This is a genomic window from Micromonospora sp. WMMD961, from assembly GCF_029626145.1.
Classification (GTDB): Bacteria; Actinomycetota; Actinomycetes; order Mycobacteriales; family Micromonosporaceae; genus Micromonospora.
The window spans coordinates 678347-695786 of record NZ_JARUBJ010000002.1 but is presented as its reverse complement, the minus strand read 5'-3'; the positions used below and the strand labels follow the sequence as shown (position 1 = coordinate 695786).

Annotated in this window: 11 protein-coding genes; 6 read left to right on the top strand and 5 right to left on the bottom strand. The window is 71.4% G+C overall.

Annotated elements, in window-relative coordinates; genetic code table 11:
- Nucleotides 1-747, bottom strand: a complete 747-nt coding sequence (locus O7614_RS03365) for an oxidoreductase (RefSeq protein ID WP_278137025.1) — start codon at nt 745-747, stop codon at nt 1-3.
- A 207-nt stretch (nt 748-954) separates the two neighbouring features.
- Here O7614_RS03365 and acs point away from each other — a divergent pair, with 207 nt between their 5' ends.
- From acs to O7614_RS03345, 4 genes are all read left to right on the top strand, one after another.
- Complete coding sequence (acs, locus tag O7614_RS03360; protein ID WP_278137024.1) at nt 955-2976, top strand: acetate--CoA ligase; 2022 nt, start codon at nt 955-957, stop codon at nt 2974-2976.
- A 224-nt stretch (nt 2977-3200) separates the two neighbouring features.
- Entirely contained in the window at nt 3201-5996 is a 2796-nt protein-coding gene (locus O7614_RS03355) for an immune inhibitor A domain-containing protein (protein WP_278137023.1), read from the top strand.
- A gap of 333 nt (nt 5997-6329) precedes the next feature.
- Nucleotides 6330-8765 carry an immune inhibitor A domain-containing protein gene (locus tag O7614_RS03350; RefSeq protein ID WP_278142132.1) on the top strand — a complete coding sequence of 812 codons (2436 nt, stop codon included), beginning with the start codon at nt 6330-6332 and terminating at the stop codon, nt 8763-8765.
- A gap of 165 nt (nt 8766-8930) precedes the next feature.
- The gene (locus O7614_RS03345; protein ID WP_278137022.1) at nt 8931-9863 is read left to right on the top strand and encodes an alpha/beta hydrolase; all 933 of its coding nucleotides are present in this window, start codon (nt 8931-8933) and stop codon (nt 9861-9863) included.
- Nucleotides 9864-9868: 5 nt separating this feature from the next.
- On the opposite strand, the gene O7614_RS03340 is transcribed toward O7614_RS03345, so the two are convergent.
- Both O7614_RS03340 and O7614_RS03335 read right to left on the bottom strand, forming a co-directional pair.
- Nucleotides 9869-10234: a hypothetical protein gene (locus tag O7614_RS03340; protein WP_278137021.1), complete on the bottom strand. Its 366-nt coding sequence runs from the start codon at nt 10232-10234 to the stop codon at nt 9869-9871.
- Complete coding sequence (locus tag O7614_RS03335; protein ID WP_278137020.1) at nt 10231-13050, bottom strand: SseB family protein; 2820 nt, start codon at nt 13048-13050, stop codon at nt 10231-10233. Before O7614_RS03335 ends, O7614_RS03340 begins: the two co-directional genes overlap by 4 nt.
- 152 nt (nt 13051-13202) lie before the next feature.
- Here O7614_RS03335 and mycP point away from each other — a divergent pair, with 152 nt between their 5' ends.
- Nucleotides 13203-14426, top strand: a complete 1224-nt coding sequence (mycP, locus tag O7614_RS03330) for a type VII secretion-associated serine protease mycosin (protein ID WP_278137019.1) — start codon at nt 13203-13205, stop codon at nt 14424-14426.
- A gap of 130 nt (nt 14427-14556) precedes the next feature.
- Here the strand turns inward: mycP and O7614_RS03325 are convergent, their stop codons facing one another.
- Both O7614_RS03325 and O7614_RS03320 read right to left on the bottom strand, forming a co-directional pair.
- Nucleotides 14557-14850: a WXG100 family type VII secretion target gene (locus O7614_RS03325; RefSeq protein WP_278137018.1), complete on the bottom strand. Its 294-nt coding sequence runs from the start codon at nt 14848-14850 to the stop codon at nt 14557-14559.
- A 21-nt stretch (nt 14851-14871) separates the two neighbouring features.
- A complete protein-coding gene (locus O7614_RS03320; protein WP_238645909.1) occupies nt 14872-15192 on the bottom strand; it encodes a WXG100 family type VII secretion target in 321 nt (106 codons plus the stop codon).
- Between the two features lie 292 nt (nt 15193-15484).
- On the opposite strand from O7614_RS03320, the gene eccE reads away from it, so the two are divergent.
- On the top strand, nt 15485-17392 hold the full coding sequence (gene eccE, locus O7614_RS03315) for a type VII secretion protein EccE (protein ID WP_278137017.1): 1908 nt from the start codon (nt 15485-15487) through the stop codon (nt 17390-17392).
- Nucleotides 17393-17440 lie beyond the last annotated feature (48 nt).

Here is a 17440-nt window from a genome sequence, read left to right as displayed (position 1 = left end):
TCAGGCGGCGGCGAGGACCTCGTCGCCGATGACGGTGAGCTGGTCGGCGCCGACCTCGACGGCCGCCATGTAGTGGCGTAGCCAGGAACGCAGCCCGTCCGGGGTGCCGGTGGCGAACGCGCCCGCCGAGCCGACGTACTCGGGCTCCCGCTCGCGATGCCCGACGTCGACGGCGAGCAGGCCGCGCGGGTCGAGGCCGCCGGCGAGCAGCACCAGCCGGGCGGCGCCCCGGGCCACCACGCCGGACGGCCCGGCGAACGGGCGCAGGTTCAACAACTCCCCGTGCACGACGGCGGCGAGCACCAGCGGGGAGACCTTGGTGCCACCGGCGACCAGCCCGGCCAGCCCGTCCAGCCGGGTGGCGACCACGGGGTCGGCCACCGGGCGGCCCAGCTCGGCCTCCGGCACCAGCTCCCGGGCGGCGAGGACGTGCAGCTTCGCGAGCGCCTGCCGGGGGGCCTTGGGCCAGAGTTCGCTCAGGCCGGGCAGCGCTCCGGCGACCCGCAGCGCCCCCTGGAGCACCGGGTCGGTGACGGTGCCGGCGCGGACCGCCTCCCGTTCGTGCACGGCCCCTTCCAGGGCGGCGCTGGCAACCGCGGAGCGCAGGCTCACCTCGGCCGCGACCTGGCCACCGTGCCGACGCAGCGCGCGGTGCCCGAGCGCCTGGTCGAACCGTGCGCGGGCCCGCTCGACGGCGGAGGCGATGTCGGCGAGCGCGAGCAGCGGCGCGAGCGGGTCGGTGGTCACCCCGTCACGCTAGCGACCCGTCCCGGCGCAGCGGGGCGCCCCCGTCCACAACGCGACCGGGACCACCCGGGCGCCGTGCTCCACCGCCGGGCGCGCGGCGAAGGCCGCTCGGCGCGACGAGGCGGGCAGCCCTCGCTGGCCGAGGGCCTGCCGACTACCCTCGTGCCCAGCGAGACCCAGGTCACCCGAGCGACGAGGAGTCACGGCATGAGCGAGGCATTGGCCAATCTGCTGAACGAGACGCGCCAGTTCCCCCCGCCGGCCGAACTCGCCGCGCACGCCAACGTCACCGTCGACGCGTACGCCGAGGCGGAGGCCGACCGGCTCGCGTTCTGGGCGAAGCAGGCCGATCGCCTGGCGTGGTCGAAGAAGTGGGACGAGGTTCTCGACTGGTCGAACCCGCCGTTCGCGAAGTGGTTCGTGGGTGGCCAGCTCAACGTGGCGTACAACTGCCTGGACCGGCACGTCGAGGCGGGGCTCGGCGACAAGGTCGCGATCCACTGGGAGGGCGAGCCGGGCGACACCCGCACCATCACGTACGCCGACCTGCACGAGCTGACCTGCCGGGCGGCGAACGCGCTCACCGACCTGGGGGTCACCGCCGGTGACCGGGTGGCCATCTACCTGCCGATGATCCCGGAGGCGGCGGTGGCCATGTTGGCGTGCGCCCGGGTCGGCGCCGCGCACAGCGTGGTCTTCGGTGGCTTCTCGGCCGACTCACTGAGCAACCGGATCCAGGACGCCAGCGCCAAGGTGGTCATCACCGCGGATGGTGGTTACCGGCGAGGCAAGCCGTCGGCGCTGAAGCCGACAGTGGACGAGGCGGTCGCGAGCTGCCCGTCGGTCGAGCACGTGCTGGTGGTCCGCCGCACCGGCGAGGACGTGGCGTGGTCGGACAAGGACCACTGGTGGCACGAGACGGTGGAGACCGCGTCGGCCGAGCACACCGCGCAGCCGTTCGACTCCGAGCACCCGCTGTTCATCCTCTACACCAGCGGCACCACGGCCCGGCCGAAGGGCATCCTGCACACCACCGGCGGCTACCTCACGCAGGCGTCGTACACGACGCACGCGGTCTTCGACCTCAAGCCGGAGACGGACGTCTACTGGTGCACCGCGGACATCGGCTGGGTCACCGGGCACTCGTACATCGTGTACGGCCCGCTCTCCAACGGCGCGACCCAGGTGATGTACGAGGGCACCCCGGACACCCCGCACAAGGGACGGTTCTGGGAGATCGTCGACAGGTACGGGGTGAGCATCCTGTACACCGCGCCCACCCTGATCCGGACGATGATGAAGTGGGGCGAGGACATCCCGGCCGGCTTCGACCTGTCGTCGCTGCGCCTGCTGGGCAGCGTCGGCGAGCCGATCAACCCGGAGGCGTGGATCTGGTACAGGCAGCACATCGGCCGGGGCGAGCTGCCGGTCGTGGACACCTGGTGGCAGACCGAGACGGGCGCCATCATGATCTCGCCGTTGCCGGGGGTCACCGCGGCCAAGCCCGGTTCGGCGATGGCCCCGCTGCCGGGCATCGTGGCCGACGTGGTGGACGACCAGGGGCAGTCGGTGCCGAACGGTGGCGGCGGTTACCTGGTGCTGCGTGAGCCGTGGCCGTCGATGCTGCGCACCATCTGGGGTGACGACGACCGGTTCATCGAGACGTACTGGTCACGGTTCGGTGCAGGCGCCGGAGGCGTCGAGTCTGGGCGGGAGGCGGGGGCCGAAGGCCACCGCGGGTGGGTGTACTTCGCCGGGGACGGGGCGAAGAAGGACGACGACGGGCACATCTGGCTGCTCGGCCGGGTGGACGACGTGATGCTGGTGTCCGGGCACAACATCTCGACGACCGAGGTGGAGTCGGCGCTGGTGTCGCACCCGTCGGTGGCCGAGGCGGCGGTCGTGGGCGCGACCGACCCGACGACCGGTCAGGCGATCGTCGCGTTCGCCATTCCGCGGGGCAGCACGGACATCAGTGGCGACGCAGGTGAGCAGCTCATCGCCGACCTGCGCAACCACGTGTCGAAGACGCTCGGGCCGATCGCCAAGCCGCGCCAGATCATGCTGGTGCCGGAGCTGCCGAAGACCCGCTCGGGCAAGATCATGCGCCGGTTGTTGCGGGACGTGGCGGAGAACCGGTCGCTGGGCGACGTGACGACGTTGCAGGACTCCTCGGTGATGGACCTGATCTCCTCCGGGATGAGCGGCGCGAAGTCCGACGAGGACTGACGAGTAGACGTACCCCTGCGGTGGGTGGCGGTCCGGACGGACCGTCACCCACCGTTGTCTTGTGTGGAGGTACGACGAGCGGCGCTCCCACCGAACGGGTAACGCATCGATCACGATCCTGCCGTGCGGCTTTCTCGTCATCTAGTTTCACGCTCGTCGGACGGTCCCGTCGCGTCCCGGCGCACGGGCCCCACCGACGTCCTCTGCCCGAGAAACGGAGTGGCATGAACAGAAACTCCCGTCCAGGGTCGCGCCGACGACTACTCGTCGCGCTGCCCGTCATCGCCCTCGCGGCCACGTCACTGACCGTGACCGGCAGCGCGGCCGCCCAGTCGTCGTCCCCCACCCCCAGGGCGGTGATCGGGGCCGACGAGCACTACATCAACTACGCCGAGCCCGAGGTGCAGCCGGACACCACCGGTCGTGAGGTCAAGGGCATGGGTGGCGTCTATACCCCTGCCGCCGAGTCGGCGCGCGCGTTCGACCGCAAGCACGCCCGGGGCAACCCGGTGGCGGCGCGGGCACTGGCCAAGGCCGAGGCCAAGTCACTCAAGACGGGCCAGAACCCCCGCAAGTTCAAGAAGGCGCCGACCACGCAGACGGCGAAGTTGCTCACGCTGCTCGTCGAGTTCAACGACAAGGCCAACGACGACTTCACTGGCGTGATGGTCCCCAAGACGGTGTTCGAGGACCGGACCTGCGTCCCTGGCACCGTCCAGAACGGCCCGAAGCACAACAAGATCCCGGACCCGGCGCGCCTGCCCCACGAGGACAACAACTCGATGTGGGTGCCGGACTTCTCGCCGCAGCACTACAACAAGATGCTCTACAGCAAGAAGGGCATCACCGAGCGGGTCCGCACCGACCTGAAGGGCCCGGACGGCAAGAAGGGCATCGACCTGTCCGGTCGCACGATGCACAACATGTACCTGGAGATGTCCAAGAACGCGTACACGGTGGACGGGCAGGCCAGCCCGTGGATCACCGTGCCGCACTCGGAGGGCTGGTACGCGGCCAACCGCTGCTTCCAGGACGAGACCGGCGCCTGGGTGCCGGGCCGTGAGCAGTCGATGAACGGCCACCCGGACAACCCGGCCGGCGCGGGCCGCCTGGCGACCGACGCGATCGACGCGCTCGCCGCGAAGGACCCGACCTTCCCCTGGGCCGACTACGACATCGAGGACCAGGCCGACCGCGACGGTGACGGCAACGTCTTCGAGCCGGACGGCGTGATCGACCACCTCGTGCTGGTGCACGCCGGGCAGGGCAAGTCGCGCGGCGGCGGCGACCAGGGTGTGTACGCCGTCTGGGCGCACTCCTCCACGATCGCCGGCGGCTACACCATCCCGGGCACCAACCTCAAGGCGTCGAACTACATCGTGCAGCCGGAGGACGCCGGTGTCGGTGTCTTCGCCCACGAGTTCGGTCACGACCTGGGCCTGCCGGACCTCTACGACACGTCCGGCAACGCCGACTCCGACGTGGACTTCTGGGACCTGATGGCCTCGGGCTCACACTCGGGTGAGATCTTCCAGGCGCTGCCGACGCACATGGGCATCTGGGACAAGTGGGTGCTCGGCTGGGCCGACCCGCTGACCATCCGGCCCGGCTCGAACCCGCGCGAGGTGAAACTCGGCCAGACGTCCCGAACCCCGATCGACGCAGAGGACGGCATCAAGGTCGACCTGCCGGACAAGGTGACGACGCTGGCCACGCCGCACAGCGGCACCAAGATGTGGCACAGCAACAACGACCAGGAGTGGGCGGACGTCAAGCTGAGCCGCTCGGTCGACGTGCCGGCGGCAGCGGACTCGAAGTTCTGGATGTGGAACAACTACATCATCGAGGAGGACTGGGACTACGGCTTCGTCGAGCTCTCCACCGACGGCGGCACGACCTGGACCGAGCAGAAGGTGTACGACGAGTCCGGCACCGTGGTCACCACGCCGGACGGTTACGGTGACCCGAACGGCCGGATGACCGACTTCGGTGGCAAGAAGTACGGCCTGACCGGTGACACCCACGGCTGGCGGCACGACTACGTCGACCTGTCGGCGTACGCCGGTACGACCGTGCAGGTGCGGCTGCGCCTGGCCACCGACGAGGCGTTCGAGGAGCGCAACTGGTTCGTCGACGACTTCTCGGTCACCGGCGGCGGCGCGACCACCTGGAGTGACGACGTCGAGGGTGGCGACAACGGCTGGACGGCCACCGGCGGCACCTTCGTCGACACCACCGGCGAGGGCTGGAAGGTCTCCACCGGCACCGAGGTGCACGCGCAGTACTACCTGGCGGAGTGGCGCAACTTCGACGGCTTCGACAAGGGCCTGCAGTACGCCTACGACACCATCTACTCGCACGAGGCGTGGAAGGTCGACCGGATCTCCTACAACGCCCCGGGCATGCTGGTCTGGTACCGGGACACCGCGCTCGGCGACGTCAACCACGTCACCGGGCAGATGACCGCGCTGCCGAGCTACGGCGCGAAGGGCGGGTTGCTCATCGTCGACTCGCACTTCGACCCGCTGCGCCGCACCGGCGAGGCGGCGGTGAAGGACCCGTCGGTGACGGACAACCTACCCAGCCGCCCGCAGTCGTCGAACGCGGCGTTCTCGTTGCAGCGGACGTACCCCTTCACGGAGTGCCTGGAGGCGGCGGACGAGCCGTACAGCGCGTACTGCACGAAGTTCAAGGGGTTGCCGCCGGTGAAGTCGTTCACCGACGCCAAGGGTTGGTACCCGGGCATCGAGATGCGCGATGGTGCTGCCTACGCCCGGGACAACGACGCGTCGGTGGTCCTGCCGTCGCGCGGCAACGCGCCATACACCACCCGGGTCACCAACCCGGACGGTAGCCCGGCGCCGGAGTTCTACGGCGTGACCCTGGGCGGCGGGGCGATCGTGCTGGGCACCGGTAACCCGGGCGACCAGGACGTGAACTACGGCGTCTCGCTCACCATCAAGAAGGCGGCGAAGGACAACTCGTCCGCCACGATCTTCGTCACCCCGGCGAAGAAGTAACGGTTTTCCCGGTTCGACAACTGACGGTGGGGCCGGTGACGGAGACGTCGCCGGCCCCACTGTCGTTCCTCGATCACATTGATCGAAATCGGTCGCTGTATACGGGACCGAGCCAATCGTCGCTGGTCAGCGTGGCTGATGAAGACCTGGTGTGTGACGGTGAAAAGCATTCCCAACAAAATCTTGCAACAAATCGACGCGTCTGTCTTCCCACCCGTACCGGCAGTGTCTATGTTCACCATTGGTCCCACTAGTGGGATCGATCTCCCACCGGCCCGTACCCCCGTTGGGCCGGTTCCCTCACACCGGAGGTACCACGTGCGCAAAGTCGCAGTGGGTCTGCTCGGGCTCTCACTGACGGCGACTGGCCTGGCGTTCGGCCCGTCCGCCTCGGCGGCCCCGCAGCCCAAACTGCCGGCAGCAGCACCGGCCGCTGCCGAACCACAGGCGCTGAAGGATGAGCTCCCCGACAAGCTCGAGGACAAGCGCCGCGAGCTGCGTGAGCAGGGTCTCGCCGACGTGCTGAGCGGGCGCAGCAAGCCGATCGAGCGCAACGGCAGCACGGTCGTCAAGGTCGGCCAGGTCGGCAAGACGGCCACCAACGCCAAGGCGCGCTCCGCCGCCGGCGGCGGCCAGGAGACCAGGGACCAGTACGTCGAGCTCAAGCGTGAGCGGACCGACAAGATCTTCGTGATCCTGGCCGAGTTCGGTGACGAGCGGCACCCGTCCTACCCGGACAAGGACCTGAACGCGGACATCGCCGGACCGGCGACGTTCGACGGGCCGCTGCACAACAAGATCCCTGAGCCCAACCGGGCCGTGGACAACTCCACCATCTGGCAGCCGGATTTCAGCCCGGAGCACTTCCGTCAGCTGTACTTCGGCACCAACCCGGGCGACGAGTCGCTCAAGCAGTACTACGAGGCGCAGTCCTCGGGTCGCTACACCGTCGAGGGTGAGGTGACCGACTGGGTCAAGGTCCGGTACAACGAGGCTCGCTACGGTCGCTCCGACGACCCGAAGGCCGACGACGACCCGACCGGCGACCCCGCCGTCTGCGGCGACAGCGTCTGCTCGAACACCTGGGCACTGATCCGCGACGCCGCGAACCAGTGGGTCGCCGACCAGAAGGCCAAGGGCCGGACGGACGAGCAGATCGCCGCGGAGATGAAGTCCTTCGACCAGTGGGACCGCTTCGACTACGACGGTGACGGCGACTTCAACGAGTCGGACGGCTACATCGACCACTTCCAGATCGTCCACTCCGGCGGCGACCAGGCCGACGGTGACCCGCAGCAGGGTGAGGACGCGATCTGGAGCCACCGTTGGTCGGCGTACAACAGCTCGCCCGTCGGCCCGCCGAACTTCCCGATCGGCGGCACCCAGATCGGCAACACCGGCGTCTGGATCCGCGACTACACCATCCAGCCGGAAAACGGCGGTCGTAGCGTCTTCTACCACGAGTACGGCCACGACCTGGGCCTGCCGGACGACTACGGCCCCGCCGACAACAGCAACGAGCACTGGACCCTGATGGCCCAGAGCCGGCTCGGCGCCAAGAACGACGTCGGCATCGGCGACCGGGGCGGCGACCTCGGTGCCTGGAACAAGCTCCAGCTCGGCTGGCTCGACTACGAGGTGGTCGTTGCCGGTCAGAAGCAGACCCTGGAGCTCGGCCCGCAGGAGTACAACTCCAAGAAGGCCCAGGCCGTCGTGGTGGTGCTGCCCAAGAAGGAGTACACCTTCAACTACGGCGCACCGTTCGAGGGCTCGAAACAGTACTTCTCCGGCAACAGGGACAACCTCGACGGCACCATGACGAGGACGTTCGACCTCACCGGCAAGTCCTCGGCGGCGCTGTCGCTCAAGGGCAAGTACGCCATCGAGGCGGGCTACGACTACCTCTACTTTGAGGCGTCGACGGACGGCGGCCAGACCTGGACCGACCTGGACGGCACCGTCAACGGCCAGCCGATCGGCGTCGACGGCGCGGGCCGCCCGGCCCTAGCCGGCACCAGCAACGGCGCGTGGGCTGACATCAACATCCCGCTGACCTCGGTCGCCGGCAAGACGGCGCAGGTTCGCCTGCACTACGTCACCGACGGCGGTGTGTCCGAGGGCGGCTTCTTCGGTGACGCGATCACCGTGACCGCCGACGGTCAGACCGTGTTCAGCGACGGCGCCGAGACCGACGCGGGTTGGGCGCTCGACGAGTGGGAGGTCGTCGGTGCCACTTACACCGACGAGTTCGACAACTTCTACATCGCCGGCAACCGGTCCTACGTGTCCTACGACAAGTACCTGAAGACCGGCCCGTACTTCTTCGGCTACGCGAACACCCGCCCGGACTGGGTGGACCACTACGCGTACCAGGAGGGCCTGCTCATCTCGTACTGGAACACCCGCTGGGAGGACAACAACACCGCCCCGGCCTCGCCGACCAACCCGGGTGGTCACCCGGGTGAGGGTCGCAACCTGTACATCGACGCGCACCCGCGCCCGATCTACAACCTGACCGGTGCCCCGTGGCGCGCCCGCGTCCAGATTTACGACGCACCGTTCAGCCTGAACAAGGCCGACTCGTTCACCCTGCACCTCAACAGCCAGCCGCAGTACATCCGTGGCCAGGCTGCCGAGCCGCTGTTCGACGACACCAAGAAGTACTTCTACGAGGAGCTGCCGAACCACGGCGTCAAGCTCCCCGCGGCCGGTGTCAAGATCAGGGTTGTGGAGCAGGACGGCACCTCGATGAAGATCCGGGTCAGCTGACCACTGATCCCGCTAGACAGAGCGACGCCCGGGCAGGCCACCTGCCCGGGCGTCGCCCTCTGTCCGGCCGGGACCCTGGCACCACTCCGGGTCAAACCCGGGCTTTCCCCTGTTCAACGCGACCACCAGGGTCGTCGGCGGCAACCGGGTCCTAGGCTGTCTGCCATGACCGACCAGCGCGGCGGAGCCGTCGACGAGTCTCGTGTCCTCACCGAGGGGCCGTGGACGCACCGCTTCGTCGGCGCCAACGGCACCCGGTTCCATGTGGTCGAGGCCGGCACCGGGCCGATGGTGCTCTTCCTGCACGGCTTCCCGGAGCACTGGTGGGCGTGGCACCAGATGCTGCCGGCGGTCGCCGACGCCGGGTTCCGGGCGGTCGCCGTCGACCTGCGCGGTTACGGCGCCAGCGACAAACCACCCCGAGGGTACGACGGTTACACCCTCGCCGCCGACATCGCCGGACTGATCCGTGCGCTCGGCGAACGGTCGGCGACGATCGTCGGCAGCGGCCTCGGCGGCATGGTGGCCTGGACGGTGGCCTCGTTCCACCCGTCGCTGGTCCGTCGACTCGTGGTGCTGGGTGCGCCGCACCCGCTGCGACTGCGCGCCGCCATCTTCGCCGACCCGCGCGGGCAGTTCGCCGCGTCCACACCGGCGTTGAAGTTCCAGCTACCCCGCTACGAACACGTGCTGACCCGCGACGGCGCGGCCGGCGTCGCGGAGATCCTGCGTCGCTGGGGCGGGCCGCGTTGGGTGGCCGGGCCGGACTTCGCTGCGTACGCCGAGCGGTGCCGGGAGGCCATGCGCATTCCGCAGGCCGCGTTCTGCGCCCTGGAGGGATACCGGTGGGCGTTCCGCTCGCTGCTACGGCTGCACGGCTACCGGTTCGTCCGCCTGATGCAGAAGCCGCTGTCCACCCCGACCCTGCAACTGCACGGCGCGCTGGACGTCGCCTCGCTGCCGCGCACCGCGCTGGGCTCCGGCCGCTACGTCGTCGCACCCTACGAGTGGCGGCTGCTCGACGGGGTGGGGCACTTCCCGCACCTGGAAGCACCCGATCTGGTGCTCGGCGAGATCCTGCGGTGGGCGAAGACCTGACCGCCTCAGACCCGCTGCTCCCGTAGGTCGGTGACCTCGGCGGCCGGCGCCCAACCCTGGTAGACACCGAAGTCGAACACCTCCAGCCGCATCGCCTCCGCCACCGGCCAGCGGCCGCCGGTGTATTCCACCCGCAGCCAGGCGTCGTGCTCGCCGAGCACGATGAACGGCTGCCCCTTCCAGGTGCAGGTGGTCCGCACGTACGCCAGGTCCTCGATCTCACTCGCCGGCAGCACCCGGACGTAGCGGCCCGCGCGGACCTCGTCGAAGCCCTCGCCCGGCTCGGGCTGGTAGAGGCGGATGTTGTCGCCGTCCGGGCTGGCCTGGTATTCCCGGCCCTGCCAACGGGCCACGTAGCCGTCGCGCTTCACGCCTCACCGACCCGTCGCCAGAGCACCGTGTCGGTGTCGAGTTCCGCCACCACCCGCTCGGTGCCGTCCGTGCCGATCCGCCAGAGCTGCGCACCGTGCGGGAGTCGCGCGCTGTCCACCTTGAACTCTGCCACCACGTCGCTGCTCTCGCCCGGGGCGAAGCCGTTGCCCCGGAACGGGGGACGCTCGATGACCCAGCCCTCCATGGCACGCATCGCCGGTTCGTTCTGACCGCCGTAAGGAATCCGGTAGAGGCTCGGCCGGTGCGCCGGCCAGCGCAGCACGTAGATCTCCTCGGCGTCCCGGGAGAACGGCGAACCGGGGTAGCTGAGGCCGAGCGCGTCGTGCAGCTGCGCCGGCGTGGTCAGGTGCGCCAACTCACCGGCCCGGTGCACGAAGCCGGAGACCCGGTCGTACCCACGATCGAGGTAGTAGGCGAGCTGAGAGGGCGCGATCGCCTTCTGCATGACCGTCGGTCGGGTCGGGTCGACCGCCGCCGGGGCGTACCGGGGGCGGGCGGTGGGCTCCGCCGCGACCGGCGCTTCCTCCGGGTCCACCTCCAGGTCGTCGCCGAGCCCCACCTCGGCGGCCCAGTTGGCCAACGCGACGATCTGCTCACCGGGCAGCTTGGCACCGACAGGTGTGCCCGGGTTGACGGCGAACGACCAGTCCTCGTCCGGCCAGCGCCGGATCAGTTGGGCGAACTTCACCCGGACCGTGTCGACGTCACCCTCGAAGTGGTCGGCGAGACGCTCCGGGGACGTGTAGACCACCACGTACGTCTCGCCGTCGAGCTGCGCCGTACGCCAGACGAAGCCCGCATCCCCGGGGCGGCTTCCGCGCAGCGACTCCGGTGCCGCCGGCAGCAGGACCCGGGCCAGCAGCAGGGTGGACAGGAACGTGTCGGTGCTGCCGGAGCCGGCGGCGCCGAGCAGGTCCTCCTCGACCGTGTTGGCCGGCTCGAACTCGGCCGCCGCCGGGTCGTCGGCCAGCGGGATCAGCCTCTCGGCGTCCGCGCTGCGGCTCTCGCCACCAGCGGGCAGATCGGTGCTCGCCAGACCGACCGACGGGCCGCCGATGTCGGCGTGACCAGCACCGACCGGGCTGTCGACGCGGGCACCGGTGGCCTCCGTCGGAACGGTCGGACGCGGCGTGGACGGGCTCGGCACCGGCTGCGTCGGGCTGAACGACGGCGGGCCGAACATGCTCGGCTCGGAGGATGTCGAGCCGAACGGCGGCGGTGCGGCATCGGGCGAGCTGCTGGGCCGGTTGGCAGTGGCGGCCGGACCGCTGCTGTCGACCGGGCCGGCGAGGTCGCGGGACTCGATGATGGTGCCCTCGATGACGATGGGCGTGAAGCCGCGGCGCGGCGCGGGCGGGCCGGACACCGGCTCCGCAGCCGACGTCGACAGCTCCTCCACCTGCGCGTACGGGCTCGGCCGGTCGCGGGGGATCGCCTGGGTCTCCTCGGACGGAGGGCTGGGCCGCTCCGACGCCCGGGGCAGCGGCGGTTCACCGGTCATCCGGAAGGCGCGGGTGGGCTCCTCCCCCGGCAGGTCGTGCCGGCGTGGAGGCAGCGGCTGGGTGACCTCCTCACCGGGTGTCGGTGCGCGTACGCCCCGGGACGCACCGAGGTCGGCCGCCGGCTGCCGGAACGGCCTGGTGGCGTCCGGATCACCCATCGGGAAGGCCCGGGTCGCGGTCTCGTCGGCCGGCGCATCGGCCGGGCGGCGACGCGGGAAGGGTTGGCTGCCTCGCCCGAACCGCGTCGGCGGGGCCGCCCGGTCACCGGCACGACCTCCGCCCGTGCTCGGGTCGGGCACACGAGTGCTGGGTTCGAAGAAGGAACGGCGGGCACCCTGGTGGCCACCGTTGCCGTTGCCGCCGGCCGGGCCGTCGTCGCCCGAGCGGTCCGCTGCGGGCCAGCCCACACCGGGCCTCGGCTGGTCGGTGCCAGGATGGTCGGCGGGCGTCAACGGTGCGAACCGGGACGGCCGGCCGCTGCGGGGCAGGGCGCCGGGTCGCGGCGGCTCGGTCGGTTGGCGCTGACCGGCGGGCAGGTCCTCCGCCCCGGGTCGGCGCGACGGCTCGGTGGGGGTAGGGGTGCGGGACGCCGGGCCCGGCACCGCGGAAGCACCCACCCGGGGCTGCGCATCCCACGCGGGCCCTCGAGGAGGAACCGGAGCTGGCGGGACCGGGGCGAGCGGAACGGGGGGAGGCGGGACGGGGGCAGGGGGAACGGGGGCAGGCGGAACCGGCGGCGGCGGAGTCGGAGCCAGCACTGTCGCGTCCGCGCCGAACGACGACGCACCAGTCGCCGACTGTCGACCAGCGGCCGGCGTCGCGCCCCGGCCGGAAGGCCCGGTCCGGGTGCGCGCGAGGGTCTCCGCCCGTTCCAGACGGGCGCGGGCACCCATGGTGCGGCCGGGCAGCCGCACGTCCCCCCTGGAGAGTTGAGCCACGAACCAGGCCGGCAGGTAACCCTCGACCGGCAGGCCGGGGTTGACGGCGAGCCACCACTCCTGGTTGGGCCAGCCGACCGCGAGGTCGGCGAAGGGGACGCGTCGGTTGCTGCCCGGATGATCGCCAAGACACGCCCGCAGCGCGGTGGAGGAGGTGAAGGCCAGGACGTGCGTCCGACCGCCGGTGGTCCAGGTGCCCCAGCCGGCGGGTGGCTGGCCGGGCTGCGTCGGGGCGGAGACCGGCAACAGCAGGTCGGTGCGGGACAGAAGCCGGAAGTAGAGCTCCTGGTCGTTGGCGTGCAGCGCGTCGCGCATCGCCACCTCGGCCTCCGTGGCCGGCTCCCATTCGGTCACGGCCACCTCCCCTTCCGAGAACAGGCCACAGGTATCGCGTACAACCTACAAGGTGGTACCAAGATCACAATGGCTGGCCGTCGGCGCCCTGCCGGGGCGTGGGTGAGGCGATAACATCCCGTCCCGGAGCCGACACGATACGGAGGCTGTCGATGTCTCGATCGATCACGCGCCCGGTCCTCGCAGGTCTGGCCGTCGGCCTCCTGACCGTACCGGCCCTCCCGACCGTCGCCGCCACCGCCAGGCTGCGCGTGGTGCCGGCCTGTGCGACCAACCTCACCCCGGCCCGGCCGGTCACCGCCACACCCTGGCCACAGCAACGGTACGACCCCACCCGGCTCGCGCCCCTGGCCACCGGTGCCGGGGTGACCGTCGCGGTGGTCGACTCCGGGGTGGATCGGGTGCACCCCCAACTGGCCGAGCGCGTGCTGGCCGGCACCGACCTGCTCGACGCCGGCGGGGACGGCAGGCGGGACTGCGCGGGGCACGGCACCGGAGTGGCGAGCATCATCGCGGCGGCACCCCGCCCCGGTGTCGCCTTCCGCGGTCTCGCACCGGATGCCCGGATCCTGCCGGTGCGGGTGAGTGAGCAGCAGGTGGTGCAGGGTCGGGAGTCGGGGCGTACGGTCAGCGCCGACGAGTTCGCCCGGGCCATCCGCTGGGCCGTCGACCACGACGCCGACGTGGTGAACCTGTCCGTGGTGTTGTACGCGGACGACCCGGAGGTGCGCTCGGCCGTGCGGTACGCGGTCGAACGCGACGTCGTGCTGGTGGCCGCCGCCGGCAACCTGCACGACAACGGCAACCCCCAACCGTTCCCGGCCGGTTACGACGGGGTGCTCGGCGTGGGGGCGATCGGGGCGGACGGTGGGCGGACGGCCTTCTCGCAGACCGGCCCGTACGTCGACCTGGTGGCGCCGGGCAGCGAGGTGCTGACCGCCGCACCCGGCGCCGGCCACCTTCGGGTCGAGGGCACCAGTTACGCGGCGCCCTTCGTGGCCGCCACCGCCGCGTTGCTGCGCGAGTACCGGCCGGAGCTGACCGCCGCCCAGGTGGCGGAGCGGATCGTCGCCACCGCCGACCCGGCCCCGGGCATGGGCCACGGCGGCGGGTACGGCGCCGGCGTGCTGAACCCTTACCGGGCAGTCACCGAGACCGGCGGCAGCCGCGCGGCCGGCCCGCGGCAAGTCACCGCACTCCCTGACGATCGCGCCGACCCGGCAGCGCTCGCCCGCCAGACCCGGAGAGCGGCGGCACGGGATCGTGCCCTGCTGGTCGGCGCGGTGGTCGGCACGACGGCGGCCACCGTGGTGCTGCTCGCCCTGGTGGTGCCCCGCGGTGCCCGCCGACGATGGCGTCCAGCCGGCGGGGTCTGACTCCGCGAGCCCACCAGCCTGGCCCGACTCCGTCGGCGCACTGCCCGAAGCTGCCCCCGTCAGCCGGACGCTGCGGCGCAGCGGCCGGGGCACCGACCTGGTCATGGTCAGCGCTCCCGGCCCACCGCGCTCACTGGAACAGCCCGGTGTTCTTCTTCTCCGTGTCCAGATAGTCGGAGGCGGAGTCACCCACCGCCAACTTGATGTCCCGCAGCATCGCCTGGAGGTCCTGGGAGGCGGACCGCCACCGTGCCTGCCGCTGTTCGTAGGCCTGGCGGGCCTCGCCCGTCCAGCTCGCCACCAGCGGGGCGGCATCGCGTTCGAGTTGGCCGAGTTGCGAGTCGAGCCTGTTCAGCGCTTTTTGGATGTCCGCGCCGGCCTGCTGAAGCGCGGCGAAGTTGACGACCAGCACACCATGGTCCATCGGATTTCCTCCCGGGCGGGATCAGAGCGGCAGTTGGATGCCGCCGCGGTTGGTGCCGGCTACCCGGCTGGCGACCTCGTCGTCGGAGACGTCGTACTGTCGGCCGGCGGTGCGGATCGCGCCGGCGGTTTCGCGCAACGCCCGGTGCAGCGCCGCCTGGTCCTGCGACCACTGCTGCTTGACCTGCTCGAAGGATCGACCACCGGCGCCACGCCAGGCCTGCTGCAACACCTCCAGCTCGGCCAGCAGGCCGGTCAGCATGGATTGCAACGACTGGTCCACCTGCTCGAACTTCGCGGCTGTCTGCTGCATCACCGCGGCTTCTGCCTGCGTCTGGGACACCCGGACGTCACCTCGTCTCTCCGATCGCACCTGGCTCTCGACGCGGCCACCCTGGGGACGCGTCGTCCGCTTGGCCCGGCCGTCGAGCACTGAGACACGGGTCAGCGACGAACTTCGTGGCTGACGGTAGCGACCTCGTCGCAGTTCTGCTACCCCCTGCCTTTCCCCTGTGGACAACCATGGCAGCCATCGGTCACTTACGATGTGCTGCAGCCACGTCGCGGCGCGTGACGGCCACCCGAGCACGGTCGGCCGCCGGTGCGACGCGGTCCCCACAGGTCGAGGAGGCGCGGTGCCGGCGATCACCACCGGAGGACCGCACCGGGCGACACCGGCCCGGTCCGGGCCAGACACCGTGCCGCCGGCGATCGGCCCAGGCCGCCCCACCGATCGCCGCCCGGGCTTCGCCGACCGGCGGGCACCTCGTCGCCGATCGACCCTCGACCGGTGGACATCATCCGGCCGAGGCTCCGGGGTCAGGGTGCACGCCGGTCAACTGGTCACCGCGCAGGTCGCGGCGGCGTTGGTCCTCACCGCCCTCGGCCGGCCCGCGCCGGTCATCGCGGCAGCGACACTTGTCGCCGTGCTGCTGGTGGCAGCGGCTGTGGTCCGGGTCCGGGGCCGGTGGCTCTTCGAGTGGCTGGGCACCGCCGCCGAACACGTGACCCGTCGCCGGGAACTGCCCGGGCCGACCGGGGCAACCGAGCTGCTCGAACTGGTCGCTCCGGGCACCGTCGTCCGGTCCACGGAGCTGACCGGTGGGCCCGCGGCGGTGCTGGAGGACACCGCTGGAATGGTGGTGCTGCTGGAACTCGGCGACCCCGGCGATCTGCTCGGCGACGCGTCCCGGGCCATTCCCGCGCCGTCCGCCCTGCTGCCTCCGGCTGGGCCGGACCTGCCCCCGCTGCGGGTCCAGCTGCTGCTCACCGGGGCGCCGGCGCCGGTGCCGGCGGCAGCCGGCACGGTCGGCACGTCGTACCGGCAGCTCACCGACGGGCGGCTCGCCGGGCGGGAACGGGCGGTGCTGGCGGTGCGGGTGCTCCGGGTGGACGGCTGGTCCGGAGAGGACCTGCGCCGGGTGCTCGCCGGCACGGTACGCCGGATCGTCCGCCGGCTCGGGTCGCTGACCGCGCGGCCACTCGGCGTGCCTGCGGCGCTGCGGGTGCTGGGCGAGCTGGCCCATCACGACGGCCATCCGGTGCGGGAGTCCTGGCCCACGCTCCGGTCCGGCACACTGCTCCAGGCCACCTTCCGGCTGGTCCGCTGGCCGGACGGCGCGGGTGGACGGCGACTGACGCCCCGGCTGCTCGCGTTGCCGGTGACCGCGACGACCGTGTCGATCTCCGCGGGGCCGAACCCGACCACTGAAGGTGTCGGGGTGCCGACCGAGCTGACCGTTCGCCTGGCCGCCGGCACGGCGACCGAGCTGGCCGCAGCCGCCGAGGCGATGACGCGCCTGGTGACCGACCTGGGCGGGGAGCTTCGGCGGCTCGACGGCGCGCACCTGAGCGGGCTCGGCGCGACGCTCCCGTTGGCGCTGACCAGCAACGAAGCGCCTGCCCGCGTCGCGTTGGACGACTGGGAGCTGACAGTGGGCGGCGCGGGAATGATGGTCGGCACGAACCGGCACGGCGGGGCCGTCACCGTACGACTGTTCCGGCCGGAGAGCACCCGGGTGCTGCTGGTCGGCGGAGTGCGCGCCGCCCAGTTGGTGGCCCTGCGCGCCCTGGCCCTCGGTGCGCTCGTGGTGGTGCAGACCTCCCGGCCGCGCGCCTGGGAACCGTTCGTACGGGGGGTGGGTGCGCCGGGCGGGACGATCCCGTTGATCCCGCCCGGCCGACCGGTCGCGGACGGGGTGGGCAGTGCGCTACGCCCGTTACTGCTCGTCGTCGACGCGGGGTCGGTGCCGGCCGACGCCGAGCCGGGCCCGCCGTGGCGGGCCACTCTCCTGGTACGCGACGAGTTGACGCCGGCGGACGTGGACGCGTTGAGCCGGGCGGACCTGGCGTTGCTGCAACCACTGAACGCCGCCGAGGCCGCGCTGGCCGGCACCGCGTTGGGCCTCGGTGGGTCGGCCGAGTGGCTGACCCGGATCCGGGACGACATGGTGGCCGTGGTCAACCGCAGGGCGCTGCGCTGGGCCCTGCTCTCCCCCACTCCGATCGAGTCGCAACTGATCGGGAAACCGGCGCGCGGCTGATCCAGCAGGATGGTCAACTGCCGGGTTACGTAGGTGCGCGGTCCGTGG

Bases quoted from the DNA above. Each gene is read 5' to 3' on its own strand.
- acs (WP_278137024.1), top strand. From the start codon at position 955: ATGAGCGAGGCATTGGCCAATCTGCTGAACGAGACGCGCCAGTTCCCC.
- O7614_RS03355 (WP_278137023.1), top strand. From the start codon at position 3,201: ATGAACAGAAACTCCCGTCCAGGGTCGCGCCGACGACTACTCGTCGCG.
- O7614_RS03345 (WP_278137022.1), top strand. From the start codon at position 8,931: ATGACCGACCAGCGCGGCGGAGCCGTCGACGAGTCTCGTGTCCTCACC.
- mycP (WP_278137019.1), top strand. From the start codon at position 13,203: ATGTCTCGATCGATCACGCGCCCGGTCCTCGCAGGTCTGGCCGTCGGC.
- O7614_RS03325 (WP_278137018.1), bottom strand. From the start codon at position 14,850: ATGGACCATGGTGTGCTGGTCGTCAACTTCGCCGCGCTTCAGCAGGCC.